We start from the raw sequence: 17,197 nt of genomic DNA, 5'->3' as shown, positions 1-17,197 counted from the left end.
CAGTCAGGACTTTACGGCGCCGGAGAGCAGGTCGAGGCTCCAGAACCGCTGGATCACGAGGAACAGGGCGATCAGCGGGATGATCGCCAGCAGCGCGCCGGTGATGACCAGCGTGTAGAGCGCCGGGGTGGTCGCCCCCTGCTGGAGCAGCGTGTAGAGCCCCAGGGTCACCGGGAACTTCTCGTCGTCGCCGAGCATGATGTAGGGGAGCAGGAAGTTGTTCCAGACCGCGACGAACTGGAACAGGAAGACCGTCACCAGCCCCGGCAGCATCATCGGCAGCGCGATCGTCCGGAAGATCCGCCACTCACCGCCGCCGTCCATCCGCCCGGCCTCGATCACATCGGCCGGCACGGCGGCCGCCGCGTAGATCCGGGCGAGGTAGACGCCGTACGGGGAGAGGATCAGGGGCAGCAGCACCGAGAGGTACGAGTCGGTCATGTCCGCCTCGGCGAGCAGCAGGTACTGCGGCACGGCGAGGATCACCGGGGGCATCAGCACCCCGGCGAGCAGGATGTTGAAGACCGTCTCCTTGCCCCGGAAGCGGTACACGGCCAGCGCGTACCCCGAGACCGCCGACACCGCGGTCGACAGCAGGGCGCCCACCCCCGCGTAGAAGGCCGAGTTGGCCATCCACGTCCAGTACACCCCCTCGCGGTACTCCGTGAGCTCGGCGACGTTGTCGGCGAACCCGGAGCCCGGCAGGAAGGTGAAGGTGGAGAACAGCTCGCTGCCGGACTTCGTCGAGGCCACCAGGACCCAGGCGACGGGCAGCAGGCAGTACAGGGCGCCGAGCAGCAGCGCGGCGGTCGGGACGAGCGGGAGGCGCCGGCGGCCGGCGGCGGGGGGCTGGGTGCTCATCGGGAGTCTCCCTGCTTCGTACGGGAGTTGGCCGCCTTGAGGAAGCCGAAGGACAGGGCGAGGGTGGCCAGGGCGATGATGACCGCCTGGGCGGCGGCCGCGTGGATGTCGTTGTTGACGAAGGCGTCCTGGTAGACCTTCATCAGCGGACTCCAGGTGGTGGAGAGGGAGTTCGTCAGCGGCTTGAGGGTGGTGGGCTCGCTGAAGACCTGGAGCGTCGCGATGATCGAGAAGAAGAAGGTCAGGATCAGCGACGGCGCCACCATCGGGATCTTGATCCGCAGCGCGATCTGGAACTGCGAGCAGCCGTCGAGGCGCGCGGCCTCGAAGATCTCGGCCGGGATGGCCCGCAGCGACGTGTAGATCACGATCATGTTGAAGCCGGTGCCGCCCCACACCGCGATGTTCGCCAGCGACAGGTACAGCGGCCCGCCGTCCAGCAGATCGGGCTGCGGCAGTCCCGTCGCGTCGAGCACGTACAGGAAGGGGCTGACGTCCGGCAGGTACAGGAAGCCCCACATCAGCGCGGCGATGACGCCGGGGATCGCGTAGGGCAGGAAGATCGCCAGCCGGGTGAAGCCGCGCAGCCGGAGCCCGTCGGTGTCCAGGAGCAGGGCGAAGAGGAGGGCGAGGCCGAGCATCACCGGGACGACGATCGCGCCGTAGCCGAGGATGCGCAGCGCCCCGTGGAGCAGCTCCGAGTCGGAGATCGCGTCGGTGTAGTTGGACAGGCCGGCCCAGATCTCGTCCCGGGCGCCCTTGCCGAGGCCGAGCCCCCGTACCTCGGTCCTGCGGAAGCTGAGGTACACGGCGTAGCCGATGGGGAGGGCGAAGAAGAGCAGGAACAGGAGGGTGGCGGGGACCAGGAAGACGTACGGGGCGCTCCTGACCCCGTACGCCTTCCCGCGGGGTGCGCGTGTCACTCGGAGACTCCGAAGCCCTGCTTCTTCAGGTCCGCGACGGTGGCGTCCTGCATCGCCGTCAGCGCGGCGCCGAAGTCCGACTTGGTCTTGGCGGCCGCGGCGAAGTTGTCCTTGAAGGCGCTGTACGCGACGTTGACATTCGGCCCCCAGGCGGCGGGCGCGGTGCCCTGGGCGATCTTGGCGGCCTCGGTGTAGAAGGCGGGCTGGTTGGAGAAGTAGTCCGGGGCCTTCGCGAGCGCGCCACCGGTCTGGGCGGCGGTCGCGGCGGGGTAGATGCCGCTCTCCTTCACCAGCGCGGCGAGGGCCGCCGGATCCGTGTTCAGCCACTTCGCGAAGGTGGCGGCCGCCTTCTTGTTCCTGGAGTCGTTGGTGACGGCCGTGGAGGAGCCGCCCCAGCTGCCGGTGACGTTCTCACCCGCGGTCCACTGGGGGAGCGGGGCCATCGCCCACTTGCCCTTGGTGTCGGGCGCGGCGGTGGTCAGGGTCCCGGGGGCCCAGACGGCGCTGACCCAGGCGACCTGCTTGCCGGTGTTGAGCGCCTTGTTCCAGGCGGGGGTGTACATCGGCTGGTTGTCGATGGCGCCCTCCTTCACCAGGCCGCCCCAGAAGTCGGCGACCTTCTGTGTGGCCGGGTCGTCGATGGCGACCTTCCACTTGTCGCCGCCCGTGGTCCACCACTGCGCGCCCGCCTGCTGGGCGAGACCGGCGAAGAGGCCCGAGTCGTTCGAGGAGAAGGTGGTGAGGTCCTTGTCGGGCGCCTTCTTCTTCAGCGCACGAGCAGTCTCGGCGAACTCGTCCCAGGTGGTGGGCACGGTCAGTCCGTACTGCTTGAACAGGTCCTCGCGGTAGTAGAACATCAGCGGGCCGGAGTCCTGCGGCAGCGCGTACAGGGCGTCCGAACCGAGCGTGGCCTGCTGCCAGATCCCCTCGGCGAAGTCGCCCTTCGCGTCTCCCGCCTCCTCGGATATGTCGGCGAGGACGTCGTTGGAGACGAGGGTGGGGAGCGCCTGGTACTCGGCCTGGACCAGGTCGGGGGCCTTGTGGGCCTTCGCCGCTGTGATGATCTTGGTGACCAGGTCGTCGCCCGACGCCTGCTTCTTGACCGTGACGGTGATGCCGGCCTCCTTGCCCGGCCCCTTGTTCCAGATGTCCGCGACCTTGTCCAGGCCGGGCGCCCAGGCCCAGTAGGTGAGCGACGCGGGCCCGGAGGCGGCCGGCTCGTCGCCGCCGTCGTCCGATCCGCACCCGGAGAGCAGGGCGGTGGCGGCGAGAGCGGCGGCGGTGGTCACCGCGACGGTGCGGTATTTCATGGTTTCTCCCCTGACGAGACCGGCGAGCGCATCGGCGAGGTGGCCGAGAAGAGGCGCTGTGAGCGTTCACAGTAGAGAAACCAATCCGACACTTGTCAATGGTTGTTGCTGTGCGGTTATGTTGGCCCTGCGCCGCCGAGAGTGTGTGTGCACGTTCCCAGAAGTTGTCCCGAAGAGCCAGGAGCTGTCCATGCCGCACTCAGAATCCGCTCCGTACCCGGTCGGCCTGCACAAGCTGGCCTTCGGCGGCGACTACAACCCCGAGCAGTGGCCCGAAGAGGTCTGGCACGAGGACGTACGCCTGATGCGGGAGGCCGGCGTGACCATGGTCAGTGTCGGGATCTTCTCCTGGGCGCTGCTGGAACCCGAGCCGGGCACCTACGACTTCGGCTGGCTCGACCGCCTCATGGACCTGCTGCACGTCAACGGCATCCGGGCCGACCTCGGCACCCCCACGGTCGCCCCGCCCGCCTGGTTCTACCGCGCCCACCCCGAGGCCCTGCCCCTCAGCAGGGACGGGGTCCGCTTCGCCTTCGGGTCACGCGGCGCCATCTGCCACAGCTCGGCCCCCTACCGCGCGGCGGCGGCGAACATCACCGAGCAGCTCGCCCGCCGCTACGGGAACCACCCGGCCCTCGCGATGTGGCACGTCCACAACGAGTACGGCGTCCCGGTCAGCGCCTGCTACTGCGACACCTGCGGCGCGCACTTCCGCCGCTGGCTCACCGCCCGGCACGGCTCGGCCGAAGGGGTCAACGCGGCCTGGGGCACCGCCTTCTGGGGCCAGCGCTACCGCAGCCTCGACGACATCGACCCGCCCCGCACCACCCCGACCGTCGGCAACCCGGCCCAGCAGCTGGACTACGCCCGCTTCGCCGACGCCACCATGCGGGAGAACTTCACCGCCGAACGCGACATCCTGCACCGCCTGGCCCCCGGTATCCCGGTCACCACGAACTTCATGACCGCCCTCAGTCAGTGCGAGTCCGTCGACTACTGGGCCTGGGGCCGCGAGGTCGACCTCGTCACCAACGACCACTACCTGATCACCGACGGCCGCCGCACCCACGTCAACCTCGCCATGGCCGCCGACCTGACCCGCTCGGTCGCGGGCGGCGGGCCCTGGCTGCTGCTGGAACACTCCACCAGCGGCGTCAACTGGCAGCCGCGCAACCCCGCCAAGCGCCCCGGCGAGATGGCCCGCAACAGCCTCGCCCACGTCGCCCGCGGCTCCGAGGGCGCGATGTTCTTCCAGTGGCGGCAGTCCCGGCGCGGCGCCGAGAAGTTCCACTCGGCGATGGTCCCGCACGCGGGCACCGACTCCCGGATCTGGCGCGAGGTGAGCGCGCTCGGCGCCGGCCTCGGGCTGCTGGAGGGCGTCCGGTCCACCCGGACCGTCGCCGACGTGGCGATGGTCTGGGACTGGGAGTCCTGGTGGGCGCAGCGCCTGGAGTGGCGCCCGAGCGAGGAGCACGACGCCCGCGAGCGCGCCGACACCTTCTACGCCTCGCTCTACGACCGGCACCTCACCGTGGACTTCGCCCACCCGGAAGCGGACCTCTCGGCCTACCCCCTGGTCGTGGTCCCCGCCCTCTACCTGGCGAGCGAGGAGACCGGCCGCAACCTGCGCCGGTACGTCGAGAACGGCGGCACCCTCGTCGTCTCGTACTTCTCCGGCATCGTCGACGCCGACGACGCCGTGCACCCCGGGGCCTACCCCGGCGCGCTCCGGGACGTGCTCGGCCTGACGGTCGAGGAGTTCTCCCCGCTCGGCGAGGGCGGCACCGTACGCCTGGTCACCCCCGAGGGCGCCCCCGAGGGGCCGGAGCTCACCGGCGACCTCTGGTCGGACGTGGTGATCCCGCGCGGCGCGGAGACCGTCTGGGCGTACGCCGAGGGCATCCCCGCCGGCCGGCCCGCCGTCACCCGCTACCGGCTCGGTGAGGGCACCGCCTGGTACCTCTCCACCCGGCTCTCCGGAGCCGGCCTGGACGCCGTCCTGGACCGCGCCGCCGCCGACGCGGGCATCGCACCCCGCACGGATCTCCCGTACGACGTCGAGGTCGTACGCCGCAGCGGCGACACCGGAAGCTACCTCTTCGTCGTCAACCACACCGACGCGGAGGCCGTGGTGGCGCTGGACGCCCCCGGAACCGAACTCCTCACCGGCGAGCCCGCCGTGGACAAGCTCGCCGTTCCGGCGGGCGCGGTCCGCGTCGTACGGCTCGACGGCTGAGGCACCCGCACGTTCCCCCGCACCACAGTCGAAGGGACATCGACGATGTACGGAACGACGCACACCCGCGCGAAGGCGGCCGGGGCGGTGGCCGCACTTTCCGGCCTCGTGTTCGCCGCACTTCCCGCGCAGACCGCCCACGCGGCCACCGCCCCCGTCAACACCGGCTTCGAGTCGGGCGCCACCGGCTGGTCGACGTACTCGGCCGGAGGCCAGAACGCCGCCTCCTTCACCGAGGCGGGCGGCCACGGAGGCAGCACGCGGCTCAGCCACTGGTCGGCCTCGGCGTACAAGGTCGAGACCTACCAGTACCTGAGCGGCCTCACCGACGGCACGTACACGCTCAGCGCCTGGGTCCGCTCCGGCGGAGGCCAGAACGCCGCCTACCTCGCCCTGCGCAACTGCGGAGCCGCCGAGCAGCGCACCGACCTGCCCCCGACGGCGAACGGGGCCTGGGTCCGGCTCGTCACCTCCGTCAAGGTCACCGGCGGGGCCTGCACGATCAGCCTCAACTCCGACGCCCACGCGGGGGAGTGGGCCAACTTCGACGACATCACCTTCACCACCGGAACCACCGGGCTGAGCGTCAGGGGAGGTGACCTCTCCACCCTCCCGAAGAACGAGGCCCACGGCGCCACGTACAGCAACGCGAGCGGCGCCGCCGGGGACGCCATGAGCATCCTCAAGAGCTCCGGGATGAACTACGTACGGCTGAAGGTGTGGGTGAACCCCGCCGACGGCTACAACGACAAGGCCCACGTCCTCGCCATGGCCAAGCGCGCCAAGGCCCTCGGCATGAAGACGCTCATCGACTTCCACTACTCCGACGCCTGGGCCGACCCGGGCAAGCAGAACAAGCCCGCCGCCTGGGCCGGACACGGCTACAGCCAGTTGCGCACCGACGTCTACAACCACACCTACGACGTGCTGAACGCGCTCAAGGCCCAGGGCACCACGGCCGACATGGTGCAGATCGGCAACGAGATCAACGGCGGCATGCTCTGGCCGGAGGGCTCGACCGACAACTGGTCCCAGCTGGCCGGACTGATCACCTCCGGGGCGAACGCCGCCAAGGCGGTCTCCTCCGGCACGAAGGTCGCCCTGCACCTCGCCGAGGGCGGCGACAACGCGGGCACCCGCTGGTGGTTCGACAACGCCGTGGCCCAGAAGGTGCCGTTCGACGTCATCGCCCTCTCGTACTACGGCTACTGGCACGGCTCGCTGTCGGAGCTCCAGACCAACCTCGACGACGCCGCCTCCCGCTACGGGAAGCCGGTGATGGTCGCCGAGACGGCCTACGCCCACACGCTCGCGAACGCCGACGGCCTGGAGAACAACGTCGCCACCGCGAGCCAGCTGGTCAGCGGCTACCCGGCGACCCCGGCCGGCCAGGCGGCGAACCTCAGGGACGTCATGAACGTCGTCGAGGCCGTCCCGAACGGCCGGGGCCTGGGAGCCGTCTACTGGGAGCCCGCGTGGACCGCCGTCACCGGCAGCGGCTGGGACCCGGCGGACCCGGCCTCGGGCAACGCCTGGGAGAACCAGGCGGTGTTCGACCGCAACGGCAGGCTGCTCCCGGCGGCCGGCTGGTTCTCCCACCGGTAGCCCCTACAGCGGCGCGCCGTGCCACTTCCACGAGGTGACACGGTCGCGGCCCGGCAGACCGGCGCGGCCGGTGGACCAGAGCAGGACCGTCCACCGGTCGTCGTCGTCCGGGGCGTCGGGGAAGAGCCGGGCCAGCACCCGGTCGCAGAGGTCCCGGGGAGGCGCCCAGGAGAGCGACAGCCCCGAGGCCACGTCGTAGGTGTGCACGAGGGTCTCCACGATGCCCATCGCGGCGAAGCCCTCCGGGTCGGAGAGCCCGAACACGTGGTGGGAGCGGACGTCCGAAGGGGTCGTCCGCACCATCGCCGTCAGGAGGGCGCCGCTCGACTCCAGCGTCTGGAGCAGCCCGGACGTCCCCGCCTCAGGGTTCGCGAAGATCGAGTTCCAGGGGCCGCCCTCACGGTCGGGCCCGTACCGGTACGGCACCTCGCGGTCCTGCGGGGGCCTGCGCCCGCCCAGCTGGACCGCGTACGCGAAGAGGTCGTCGCTCAGGTGCTCGACCGTCTCCCAGCAGTCCCACTCCAGCGATCCCGCCGGGATGCGCCAGTCGTCCGCCGGGGACGTCGCGAGGGTGTCGACCGCCAGCCGCACCGCCAGCGTGACGTCGTCGGCGGTGACGGGCAGCCGGGCTCCGGTCAGCGCGGCCCGTTCGCGCGCACCGCACTCCACGCAGAACTCGTTTCCCTCGGGGTCGGCCAGTGTCGCCCAGCCCCGGCCGTTCGGCTTGCGGTGGTCGGCGACCAGCGTGGCGCCCAGTGCCAGCAGCCGCTCGACCTCCTCGTCGCGGGTGCGCTCCTCGGGGCGCAGGTCGAGGTGGATCCGGTTCTTGGTGCTCTTGGCTTCGGGCACCGTGACGAAGAGCAGTGCCCCACGGGGCGACTCGACGAGCGCCTCGGGGTCACCGGGCGCGTCGTCGTCGGAGAGAGGGGAACCGAGCACCTCGGCCCAGAAGAGGGCCAGTTCGTAGGCGTCGGCGCAGTCGATGGTGATGTGCTGTACGAGCGATGTCATGGGCGCCACTGTCGTCGTGGACGGGGCCCCGGGTCCAGCGGTTTGAGAGCCGCGGTCAGGTGGCGGCTCTCACCAGGGCCCGGGCGAGGTCGGCGCTGTCCGGGAGGGTGTCCAGCGGGAGGGGCTGCGTGGCGAGAGCGCCCTCGTGCAGCACGAGGAGCTGGGCGGCGAGGGTGGCGGGGCGTGAACAGCCCGCCGCGGTGGCGAGTTCCACGAACAGGTTCAGCAGCCAGAGCTTCTGGTTCGCGGCGATGCCGTACGCGGGATGCGCGGTGTCCGGGAGCTCGGCCAGGGCGTTGGTGAACGCGCACCCGCGGGGGTTGGTCCCGGTCCAGGTCCGCAGCGCGTCGAAGGGCGCGGTGACGGCCTCGACGGGGCTGTCGCAGGCCTCGACGGCGGCGCGGACCAGCGACCGCCAGCGCTGGTCACGCTCCATGAGGTACGCCGCCACGAGCTGGTCCTTGGAGCCGAACTGGTTGTAGAGGGTCCGCTTGGTCACCCCGGAGCGCTCGGCGATCAGATCCACGCCGACCGCGGTGATCCCCCGCCCGTAGAACAGCTCCTCGGCTGCCGCGACGATGCGCCGGCCGGCCGGCGTCAAGGGTCGTGTGCGCTGCATGGGCCGCCTCTTCACCGATCGGTGTACCGTGGGATGTGTTCACAGATCAGTATACCTACGAGGAGGTCGGTGATGGGTGAGCCCGAGGTCATGCGCGCCGTGCGGATCACAGGGCACGGAGGACCGGAGGTCCTCGAGCAGGTGGAGGTGGCCGTGCCCGCCCCGCGGGCGGGAGAGACACTGGTCCGGGTCGGCGCGGTGGCGCTGAACAACACCGACCTGTGGACCCGGGAGGGCGCCTACGGCCGCCCGGGAGAGCCGGAGGCCGTGTCCGGCTGGCGCGGCCCGATCGCCTTCCCGCGCATCCAGGGCGCCGACGTGGCCGGCCGGGTCGTGGCGGTGGGCGACGGCGTGGACACGGGCCTCGTCGGCCGCCGGGTGGTCGTCGACCCGGCGCTCTACGACAGCGAGGGTCCGGACGCGAACCCGGTGGGCCTGATGGGGAGCGAACGCGACGGCGGTTACGCCGCGTACGTGACCGCGCCGGCGACGCAGGTGCACGACGTGACGGGTTCCCCGCTCACGGACGACCAGCTCGCGACCCTGCCCACCGCCTACGGCACGGCGCTGGGCATGATCGAACGGGGCCGGCTGCGCGAGGGCGAGACCGTCCTGGTCTCGGGGGCGTCCGGCGGTGTCGGCATCGCGCTGATCCAGCTCGCCCGCGCGCGGGGCGCGAGGGTGCTGGCCGTCAGCAGCGGATCCAAGATCGACGCGGTGCGTGAGGCGGGCGCGCACCACGTCCTCGACCGCGCCCGGGACGTCGCCGGGCAGATCCGCGCCGCCGCCCCGGAGGGCATCGACGTCGCCCTCGACGTCGTCGCCGGCGACCTGGTGAGCGACGCGCTGCCCCTGCTGCGCGAAGGCGGCCGGTGGGTCGTCGCCGGAGCACTCGGCGGGTACGACGTGGCCTTCGACGTGCGCCGTCTCTACCTGCACAACGTGCAGGTGATCGGTTCCGCGATGCACACGCCGACCCACTTCGCCCTCCTCATGGACCTGGCCCGTCGCGGTGGGATCCGGCCCGTCGTCGCGGCGACGTTCCCGCTGGACCAGGCCGCCCGGGCACAGGAGGAGCTCGCCCGGAGGGTCCACGTGGGAAAGATCGTCCTGCACCCCTGGGAGGAGAGCCCGCCCGGCACAGGGAGCTGACCTGTGCGGAGAACGCCGGAAGGGGCGGGACGCCCGACGCGTCCCGCCCCTTCCGTACGCCGCTACTTCACCGGCGTGAAGTCGCGTGCCCCGATGAACTCGGGCCGGCGGATCGGAGCCGCGAAGGGCTCCTGCGCCAGGTTGTCCACGCTGTTGAACACGATGAAGACGTTGCTCCGGGCGTAGGGGGTGATGTTGTCCCCCGACCCGTGCATCGCGTTGCAGTCGAACCAGGTCGCCGAACCGGCCTTGCCCGTGAAGAGCTTGATGCCGTGCCGGTCGGCCAGCTTCGTCAGGACCTCGTCCGACGGGATGCCGGCGTCCTGCATCTGCAGGGACCTCTTGTAGTTGTCCTTCGGCGTCTCGCCCGCGCAGCCGACGAACGACTTGTGCGAGCCGGGCATGATCATCAGCCCGCCGTTGGTGTCGAAGTTCTCGGTCAGCGCGATCGAGACGGACACCGTCCGCATGTGGGGGAGGCCGTCCTCGGCGTGCCACGTCTCGAAGTCCGAGTGCCAGTAGAAGCCCGAGGCACCGAAGCCCGGCTTGACGTTGATCCTGGACTGGTGGACGTACACGTCGGAGCCGAGGATCTGGCGGGCGCGGCCCACGACGCGCTCGTCGCTGACGAGCTTTGCGAAGACCTCGCTGAGCTTGTGGACCTCGAAGACGGACCGCACGCTCTGCGACTTCGGCTCGATGATCGAGCGCTCGTCGGCACGGACCAGCGGATCGTCGACGAGCCGGTCCAGCTCCGCCCGGTAGACGGAGACCTCGTCGGGGGCGACGAGCTGGTCGACGGTGAGGAAGCCGTTCTCCTCGAAGCCCTGGAGATCCTTCGCGGTGATCGGACCGGGCGCGCCCGGCGCGGACCAGATGACCGGGTCCTGGCGGGGAGTGGTCATCTCGGCGGCGCCGCGCGAGGGGTACAGATCGGCGCGTACATCGGTGGTCATGGGCTCAGCCCTCCTCTGTCAGCAGCGGGTATACACCGTTCTCGTCATGGTCCTCCCGTCCGGTGACGGGGGGATTGAAGACGCACACGCAGCGGAAGTCGGTCTTGGGCCGCAGCGTGTGGTGCTCGTGCCCGTTCAACAGGTACATCGTCCCGGGGGAGATCCAGTGCTTCTCGCCGGTCTCGTCGTTGGTGAGCTCGGCCTCGCCCTCGGTGCACAGAACGGCCTCGATGTGGTTCGCGTACCACATCGACGTCTCCGTGCCCGCGTACAGCACGGTCTCGTGGAGCGAGAAGCCCACCTTCTCCTTGGCGAGCACGATGCGCTTGCTCTCCCAGGTACCTGAAGCGGACTTGATGTGCCGGTCGGTGTTCTCGATGTCACTGAAAGATCGGACGATCACGGTGGGATGGTGCCTTTCTCTTCTGTCCTGCTCAGTGGTGCCTATGCGGGGGAGTGCCCCGCTCAGGCGGTCTCTCGGACGGAGCGGGCCAGCGTGCGCAGGCCCTCCTCCAGCTCATCGGGGGTGACGGTCAGCGGCGGGAGCAGCTTCACGACCTCGGACTGCGGGCCGGAGGTCTCCAGCAGCAGGCCCAGCTCGAAGGCGCGCTTGCAGACGGCGGAGGCGCGCTCGGGGTCGGTGAACTCCAGGCCCCAGACCAGTCCGCGGCCGCGGAACTGTGCGGTGTCGTCCTCGCCGCAGATCGCCAGCAGCGTCTGCTCGACCTGCTCGCCGCGGGCCAGGGTCTGCTTCTCCATCTGGCCGTCGGCCCAGTAGGCGTCGAGCGTGGCCGCGGCGGTGACGAACGCCGGGTTGTTGCCGCGGAAGGTGCCGTTGTGCTCGCCCGGCTCCCAGACGTCCAGCTCGCCCTTGAACAGGCAGAGCGACATCGGCAGGCCGTAGCCGCTGATGGACTTCGACAGCGTCACGATGTCCGGGACGATGCCGGCCTCCTCGAAGGAGAAGAAGCCGCCGGTCCGGCCGCAGCCCATCTGGATGTCGTCGACGATCAGGAGCATGTCCTGGCGGTGGCACAGGTCCTGGAGCGCGCGGAGCCACTCGGCCCGGGCGACGTTGATGCCGCCCTCGCCCTGCACGGTCTCCACGATCACGGCGGCGGGCTTGTTCAGCCCGGAACCCTGGTCCTCCAGGAGCCGCTCGAACCAGAGGAAGTCGGGCACCTGGCCGTCGAAGTAGTTGTCGAACGGCATCGGGGTGCCGTGGACCAGCGGGATGCCGGCGCCGGCCCGCTTGAAGGCGTTGCCGGTCACGGCGAGCGAACCGAGCGACATGCCGTGGAAGGCGTTGGTGAACGAGACGACGGACTCGCGGCCCTTGACCTTGCGGGCGAGCTTCAGCGCCGACTCGACGGCGTTGGTGCCGGTCGGGCCGGGGAACATCACCTTGTACGGCAGGTCACGGGGACGCAGGATCACGTTCTCGAAGGTCTCGAGGAACGCCCGCTTGGCCGTCGTGGCCATGTCCAGGCCGTGGGTGATGCCGTCGCGCTCGATGTAGTCGATCAGCGCGCGTTTCAGCACCGGGTTGTTGTGCCCGTAGTTGAGGGATCCGGCACCGGCGAAGAAGTCCAGGTACGAGTGGCCGTCCTCGTCCGTGAGCCGGGCACCCTGTGCACGGTCGAACACCGCGGGCCAGCTGCGGCAGTAGCTGCGGACTTCCGACTCAAGGCTCTCGAAGACGCTCAGGGCGGGCGGGGTGATGGTCACAGCGAATCTCCTGCTCGAGGGGGGTGGTGTGACGGGCTGCGGGTCAGGCATGCCCCGGGGAACCGCGCCCGGGCGGGGCGCGGAAGGGGCGTCGGAGGCTCTAGAACGGACCGATGCGGTACAGCACCTCCGGCAGGTGCGTTCCCTCGGGGAACAGCGACCCGTCGAAGAGGACCTCGCGCTCCAGGGGCACGTCGTGCCGCTGGGCGAAGCTGGTGAACAGCCGGTCGGAGGCGGTGTTGTCCGGGGTGATGGTCGTCTCGACCGATGCCAGTCCCTGGTCGGAGGCGACGCGGGTGGTCAGCGCGTCCAGCAGCGTGGCCGCCAGTCCCTTGCCACGGTGGGCCTGGTCCACGGCCACCTGCCAGACGACGAGCGTCTCGGGGCGGTCGGGGCGGATGTACCCGGTCACGAAGGCGACCGGGTCGCCGTTCTCGTCGCGGGCGACCACGGAGGTCGCCGCGAAGTCACGGCACCACAGCAGGTAGCTGTACGAGGAGTTGAGGTCCAGGACCTCGGAGTCGCGGGCAATGCGCCAGATCGCAGCTCCGTCCTCCACTCGCGGGGCGTCGATTCTGATGAATTCGCTTCGGGCACTTGCAAAGTCTGCTGGTGCGGCGGTCATGTGAATTGAATTTACCCAGCAAAAATCAAAATTGCATCGTCAGAAGGGGTTGGGTGAAGGGGCCTCCTGTGCTATCACGCGGGCGCGGGCCGCCCACAGCAGGGTGAAGGTTTCAACCATTTTGCCCTGAATTTTTCGCCCAAATGGGTGACGGTGTGGAGTCGGTCACAGGTCCGTAACCGTCGTGACACCTGTTCGGATTGTGCGGAACCGCCCCGTCGGAACTGCTGCGTTTAGGGAGGGGAGGAGCGGGAAGAAGAATGCGGGGAGCTGCTCCCGGAAAAGCAGCTCCCCTTTTTTGTCCCTGGAATTGCTTCCTGGCCCGGCCGAAATGAATTCAGCTCTTCGGCCAGGTTTCCTCCACGGCTGCGCGGGCAGCCTCGAGATCGGCCGTACGGCCCGCGCCGGCCAGCGCGGTGCCCAGGGCCTCGAGGGCCGACAGCACCACGTCCCGCGTCGCGTCCACGCCGTAGTGGTTGACCCGGACCATCTCCTTGGAGAGCGCCCCGCCGCCCGCGATCAGCGGCAGCGAGGGGTCGGCCGCGAGCGCCCGCCCGACCAGCTCCGCGGCGTCCACACCCGCCGGCGTGCGCAGGGTCGTGGCGACCGGAGCCGCGTCACGGGCGTCGTGGACGTACGGCTCCAGCCCGCCGCCGAGCGCCGTGGCACCCGCCCGGGTCGCCGCCGCCGCCGAGGCGTGGCGCGCCATGACGGTGTCCAGCCCGTCGGTCGCGATCCGCTCCAGGCACGCGTCGAGCGCCAGCATCTCCAGCTGTGCCGGAGCGTGCGGCAGCGCCGTCCGGCCCCCGTCGATCCAGCGCGCCTTCCAGTCGAGCAGCGAGAGGTACGACTGACGCGGGGCCTTCGGGTTGGCGGCCATCCGCTCCCACGCCCGCGCGCTCACCGACACCGCGGACACCCCGGCCGGGCCGCCCATGGCCTTCTGCGCCCCGATGACGCACAGGTCCACGCCCCAGGCGTCGACCAGCAGCGGCTCCGCACCCACCGAGGCGACGGCGTCCACCATGAACAGCGCACCGTGCGCCCGGACCACCTCGCCGATCTCCCCGACCGGGTTGGTGTTTCCGGTCGCCGCCTCGGCGTGCACCAGGGAGACGAAGTCGATCTCCGGGTGCTCCGCGAGCGCCCGCTCGACCTGCTCGGCGGTGACCGCGGAGTGGAAGGGGACGGCGAGGTCGACGACCTCGGCGCCGCAGTCGCGCAGCCAGTCGCCGAAGGTCTGGCCGTACGGCCCGGTGACGACGTTCAGCGCGGTCGAGCCGGGCCGGGCGCCGCCCCGGATGCAGCCTTCGAGGGGCAGCAGCGCCTCACCCTGCATGATGACGACGTCCTGCTCGGTGGCGAGGAGGTCGGCCACCCGCCGCTCGATCGCCGCGAAACGCGCGGCGGTGAGCGGGGCGAGGTCGAGGAATGGGTGCGTCACGGTGGTGCTCTCTTCGGGTCGGCCGGTGCGCGGTCAGCGCCTGCGTCGAGGGTACCCAGCACCTCTCCGGGCCCCGTGAGGACCGCCTCGTACAGTGCTGTCCATGAGTGATCACGAGGTGGCGCCGGTGCTGCGGATCAAGGGGCGGGTACTCGTCGGACCGGACGAGGTGAAGGACGGGCTCTGGGCGGTCGACGGGCGGATCACCTACGAGAGGCCGCCGGGTGCGGACGGTGCGCCGACGCTCACCGGGTGGGTGCTGCCCGGCCTCGTCGACGCGCACTGCCATGTCGGCCTCGGCCACCAGGGCCCCGTCGACGCGGCGACCAGCGAGAAGCAGGCCCTCACCGACCGCGAGGCGGGCACCCTGCTCATCCGGGACGCCGGGTCACCCTCCGACACCCGCTGGGTGGACGACCGCGAGGACCTGCCGAAGATCATCAGGGCGGGTCGGCACATCGCCAGGACCCGCCGTTACATCCGCAACTTCGCCCATGAGATCGAGCCCGGCGACCTCGTCGCCTACGTCGCGAGGGAAGCGCGCCGCGGTGACGGCTGGGTGAAGCTGGTGGGCGACTGGATCGACCGGGACGCAGGGGACCTGACGGCCTGCTGGCCCCGCGGCGAGGTCGAGGCCGCCATCGCCGAGGCGCACCGGCTCGGCGCCCGGGTCACCGCCCACTGCTTCGCCGAGGCGGCGCTGCGGGATCTGGTGGAGGCCGGGATCGACTGCATCGAGCACGCGACGGGGCTGACCGAGGACACCGTCCCGCTCTTCGCGGAGCGCGGGGTGGCGATCGTCCCGACCCTCGTCAACATCGCCACCTTCCCCGGCCTCGCCGAGGCCGGCGAGGTCAGGTACCCCCGCTGGTCCGCCCACATGCGGCGGCTCCACGAGCGCCGGTACGAGACCGTGCGCGCGGCGTACGACGCCGGGATCCCGATCTTCACGGGCACGGACGCGGGCGGCTCGCTGGCCCACGGCCTGATCGCGGACGAGGTCGCCGAACTGGTGAAGGCCGGCATCCCGGCGATCGACGCGCTCTCCGCGACGGCCTGGGGCGCGCGCCGCTGGCTCGGCCGTCCGGCGCTCGAGGAAGGCGCCCCGGCGGACCTGGTGGTCTACGACGAGGACCCGAGGGCGGACGTACGGGTGCTGGCGTCCCCTCGGAGGGTGGTGCTCAACGGGAGGGTGATGGGCTGATCACCGGTTGACCCCGGAACGGGCGCCGTGTTGACCGGCGGTGACCCGGCGCCCTGCCTCTCGTTGAAGCACTCCGGCACACGCTCCGACGTGCCCACCGAGTGCGCCCCTGAGGCCGTGAAACGGGTGATTGAGAAGAACTCCTGTGCCGGTGGATTCGAATGTGCACGCGGAAACCCCTCTTTGGAGTGAACTGGCGGAAGGTATCCGCCAGTTCACTCTCTGTGCGTAAAGATTCACGGAGTCGAGGCCACCGGTGCCCGCGATGTCCCCCATTGGACGGCGCCGGCGGCTCCATGTCTCTTGTGGGGGTTCCACCATCTTGAACAGCAACACCTTCCGTCTGGCCGCCCTGGCGATCGCCGCCGCTCCCGTCGCCCTGCTCGTCGCCGTCCCCGCGCACGCAGCCACCGCGACGAGCCCGGCCACCCCGGGCGGCGGCCACGGAAAGGCGAGCGCGGTCGTCCTCCGCGCCGGGCTCGACGTCTCCCTCCTGAACAAGTCGGTCCAGGTGCCGCTCGAGGCCACGCTCAACGAGGTGCACGCGCCGGCGAGCGCGGAGGAGACCGCGCTCAGCGTGGAGCTCGACGGCGCCGAGAAGGGCCGTCCCATCCACGTGCTGAAGGCCGATGTCGCCACGGCGAACGCGACGGTGGACGCCCGCAAGGCGGAGGGGTACACGAACCTCGTCGCCGCGCGGGTGCATGTCCCGGGTCTTCCGCTGCTCTCGCTGATCGAGGTCGAGGAGGTCACCTCCAAGGCACTGTGCGAGAAGGGGCGCAAGCCGGTCGCGGAATCGAACGTGCTGGGGCACGTGTCGGTGCTCGGCAAGAGGGTCCGGCTGACGTCGGGCGGCACGACCAGGGTCGAGGTGCCGGGCGTCGGTGACGTGACGCTCGACCTGTCGAAGACCGAAACCACCACGCGGACGGCGGCCGCGACGGCTCTGCGACTGCGTGTGTCCGTCAATCCGCTGAAGCTGAACGTGGCCGAGGTGGAGGGCGAGGTCATCCTGGCCGAAGCCACCTGCGAGACGCCCGGGCGCGGGGGCGGTTCCGGTCACGGCGGATCGGGCAACGGCGGTTCCGAGGACGGGGGTTCGGGCAACGGGGGTTCGGAGAACGGGGGCTCCGAGGAGGGCGGCTCGGACAATGGCGGCTCGGGCGACGGGGGTTCGGGGAACGGGGGCTCCGGTGACGGCGGCGCCTCCGGTGACGGCGGGTCGACGGGCGGCGACAGCGGTTCCGGTGGCACGGGCGGCACCGCCGGAAGCGGTGGCAAGGAGGGGCCCGTCGACGTGAAGCCGCAGACGGGCACGGACCCGGTCCAGGCCTCCGGCGCCGGTGACCTCGCCGAGACGGGAGCCGGCACGTCGACCCCGTACATCGCGGGTGGCGCAGCCGTCCTGCTGGCGGCCGGCGCCGGTGCCACGGTCATCGCCCGCAGGCGCGCCCGGGGCTGACCCCCACCGCACGGAGAGCGGTGCCCGCAGCGCAGGGCACCGCTCACCTCCCCCGGGAAGC

General features: G+C 70.8%; 15 protein-coding genes. 5 read left to right on the top strand and 10 right to left on the bottom strand.

Features of this window, described 5'->3' with window-relative positions; translation table 11 throughout:
* Positions 1–3 precede the first annotated feature (3 nt).
* The 3 genes from OG488_RS08560 to OG488_RS08550 are packed head-to-tail and all read right to left on the bottom strand — an operon-like array spanning position 4 to position 3,094.
* The gene (locus OG488_RS08560) at positions 4–861 is read right to left on the bottom strand and encodes a carbohydrate ABC transporter permease (protein WP_329227423.1); all 858 of its coding nucleotides are present in this window, start codon (positions 859–861) and stop codon (positions 4–6) included.
* Positions 858–1,784, bottom strand: a complete 927-nt coding sequence (locus tag OG488_RS08555) for a carbohydrate ABC transporter permease (RefSeq protein WP_329227422.1) — start codon at positions 1,782–1,784, stop codon at positions 858–860. The genes OG488_RS08560 and OG488_RS08555 overlap by 4 nt, the downstream gene beginning before the upstream one ends.
* Positions 1,781–3,094 (bottom strand): extracellular solute-binding protein, encoded by a 1,314-nt coding sequence (locus OG488_RS08550; protein ID WP_329227421.1) that lies wholly within the window; start codon positions 3,092–3,094, stop codon positions 1,781–1,783. Before OG488_RS08550 ends, OG488_RS08555 begins: the two co-directional genes overlap by 4 nt.
* 190 nt (positions 3,095–3,284) lie before the next feature.
* Here OG488_RS08550 and OG488_RS08545 point away from each other — a divergent pair, with 190 nt between their 5' ends.
* Positions 3,285–5,330, top strand: a complete 2,046-nt coding sequence (locus OG488_RS08545; protein ID WP_329227419.1) for a beta-galactosidase — start codon at positions 3,285–3,287, stop codon at positions 5,328–5,330.
* A gap of 45 nt (positions 5,331–5,375) precedes the next feature.
* Positions 5,376–6,935 (top strand): glycoside hydrolase family 53 protein, encoded by a 1,560-nt coding sequence (locus OG488_RS08540; protein ID WP_329227417.1) that lies wholly within the window; start codon positions 5,376–5,378, stop codon positions 6,933–6,935.
* Between the two features lie 3 nt (positions 6,936–6,938).
* Here OG488_RS08540 and OG488_RS08535 read toward each other — a convergent pair whose 3' ends face one another.
* Together OG488_RS08535 and OG488_RS08530 are read right to left on the bottom strand one after the other, a co-directional pair.
* The gene (locus tag OG488_RS08535) at positions 6,939–7,946 is read right to left on the bottom strand and encodes a VOC family protein (protein ID WP_329227416.1); all 1,008 of its coding nucleotides are present in this window, start codon (positions 7,944–7,946) and stop codon (positions 6,939–6,941) included.
* A 55-nt stretch (positions 7,947–8,001) separates the two neighbouring features.
* Positions 8,002–8,565, bottom strand: coding sequence for a TetR/AcrR family transcriptional regulator (locus OG488_RS08530; RefSeq protein WP_329227413.1), 564 nt, complete (start codon positions 8,563–8,565; stop codon positions 8,002–8,004).
* 72 nt (positions 8,566–8,637) lie between these two features.
* On the opposite strand from OG488_RS08530, the gene OG488_RS08525 reads away from it, so the two are divergent.
* Entirely contained in the window at positions 8,638–9,717 is a 1,080-nt protein-coding gene (locus OG488_RS08525) for a zinc-binding dehydrogenase (protein WP_329227412.1), read from the top strand.
* A gap of 62 nt (positions 9,718–9,779) precedes the next feature.
* Here the strand turns inward: OG488_RS08525 and thpD are convergent, their stop codons facing one another.
* From thpD to OG488_RS08500, 5 genes are all read right to left on the bottom strand, one after another.
* Entirely contained in the window at positions 9,780–10,673 is an 894-nt protein-coding gene (thpD, locus tag OG488_RS08520; RefSeq protein WP_329227410.1) for an ectoine hydroxylase, read from the bottom strand.
* Positions 10,674–10,677: 4 nt separating this feature from the next.
* Positions 10,678–11,076, bottom strand: a complete 399-nt coding sequence (locus OG488_RS08515) for an ectoine synthase (RefSeq protein WP_099176037.1) — start codon at positions 11,074–11,076, stop codon at positions 10,678–10,680.
* 62 nt (positions 11,077–11,138) lie between these two features.
* Entirely contained in the window at positions 11,139–12,401 is a 1,263-nt protein-coding gene (gene ectB, locus OG488_RS08510; RefSeq protein ID WP_329227409.1) for a diaminobutyrate--2-oxoglutarate transaminase, read from the bottom strand.
* A 100-nt stretch (positions 12,402–12,501) separates the two neighbouring features.
* Positions 12,502–13,026, bottom strand: coding sequence for a diaminobutyrate acetyltransferase (gene ectA / locus OG488_RS08505; RefSeq protein ID WP_329227407.1), 525 nt, complete (start codon positions 13,024–13,026; stop codon positions 12,502–12,504).
* Positions 13,027–13,363: 337 nt separating this feature from the next.
* Positions 13,364–14,470 (bottom strand): pyridoxal-phosphate-dependent aminotransferase family protein, encoded by a 1,107-nt coding sequence (locus OG488_RS08500; RefSeq protein ID WP_329227406.1) that lies wholly within the window; start codon positions 14,468–14,470, stop codon positions 13,364–13,366.
* Between the two features lie 103 nt (positions 14,471–14,573).
* Between OG488_RS08500 and OG488_RS08495 the strand changes: the two genes are divergently transcribed.
* A complete protein-coding gene (locus OG488_RS08495) occupies positions 14,574–15,674 on the top strand; it encodes an amidohydrolase family protein (protein ID WP_329227405.1) in 1,101 nt (366 codons plus the stop codon).
* Between the two features lie 322 nt (positions 15,675–15,996).
* Positions 15,997–17,136 carry an SCO1860 family LAETG-anchored protein gene (locus OG488_RS08490; RefSeq protein ID WP_329227403.1) on the top strand — a complete coding sequence of 380 codons (1,140 nt, stop codon included), beginning with the start codon at positions 15,997–15,999 and terminating at the stop codon, positions 17,134–17,136.
* The last annotated feature ends 61 nt before the right edge of the window (positions 17,137–17,197 follow it).

Source organism: Streptomyces sp. NBC_01460, from assembly GCF_036227405.1.
GTDB lineage: Bacteria > Actinomycetota > Actinomycetes > Streptomycetales > Streptomycetaceae > Streptomyces.
Note: the sequence above shows the minus strand (reverse complement) of the source record. Positions and strands in the feature narration are given on the sequence as shown.

Excerpts from the sequence above, each read along its gene's own strand:
- OG488_RS08560 (WP_329227423.1), bottom strand. The coding sequence starts at position 861 with ATGAGCACCCAGCCCCCCGCCGCCGGCCGCCGGCGCCTCCCGCTCGTC.
- OG488_RS08550 (WP_329227421.1), bottom strand. The coding sequence starts at position 3,094 with ATGAAATACCGCACCGTCGCGGTGACCACCGCCGCCGCTCTCGCCGCC.
- OG488_RS08545 (WP_329227419.1), top strand. The coding sequence starts at position 3,285 with ATGCCGCACTCAGAATCCGCTCCGTACCCGGTCGGCCTGCACAAGCTG.
- OG488_RS08540 (WP_329227417.1), top strand. The coding sequence starts at position 5,376 with ATGTACGGAACGACGCACACCCGCGCGAAGGCGGCCGGGGCGGTGGCC.
- OG488_RS08535 (WP_329227416.1), bottom strand. The coding sequence starts at position 7,946 with ATGACATCGCTCGTACAGCACATCACCATCGACTGCGCCGACGCCTAC.
- OG488_RS08530 (WP_329227413.1), bottom strand. The coding sequence starts at position 8,565 with ATGCAGCGCACACGACCCTTGACGCCGGCCGGCCGGCGCATCGTCGCG.
- OG488_RS08525 (WP_329227412.1), top strand. The coding sequence starts at position 8,638 with ATGGGTGAGCCCGAGGTCATGCGCGCCGTGCGGATCACAGGGCACGGA.
- thpD (WP_329227410.1), bottom strand. The coding sequence starts at position 10,673 with ATGACCACCGATGTACGCGCCGATCTGTACCCCTCGCGCGGCGCCGCC.
- ectA (WP_329227407.1), bottom strand. The coding sequence starts at position 13,026 with ATGACCGCCGCACCAGCAGACTTTGCAAGTGCCCGAAGCGAATTCATC.
- OG488_RS08495 (WP_329227405.1), top strand. The coding sequence starts at position 14,574 with ATGAGTGATCACGAGGTGGCGCCGGTGCTGCGGATCAAGGGGCGGGTA.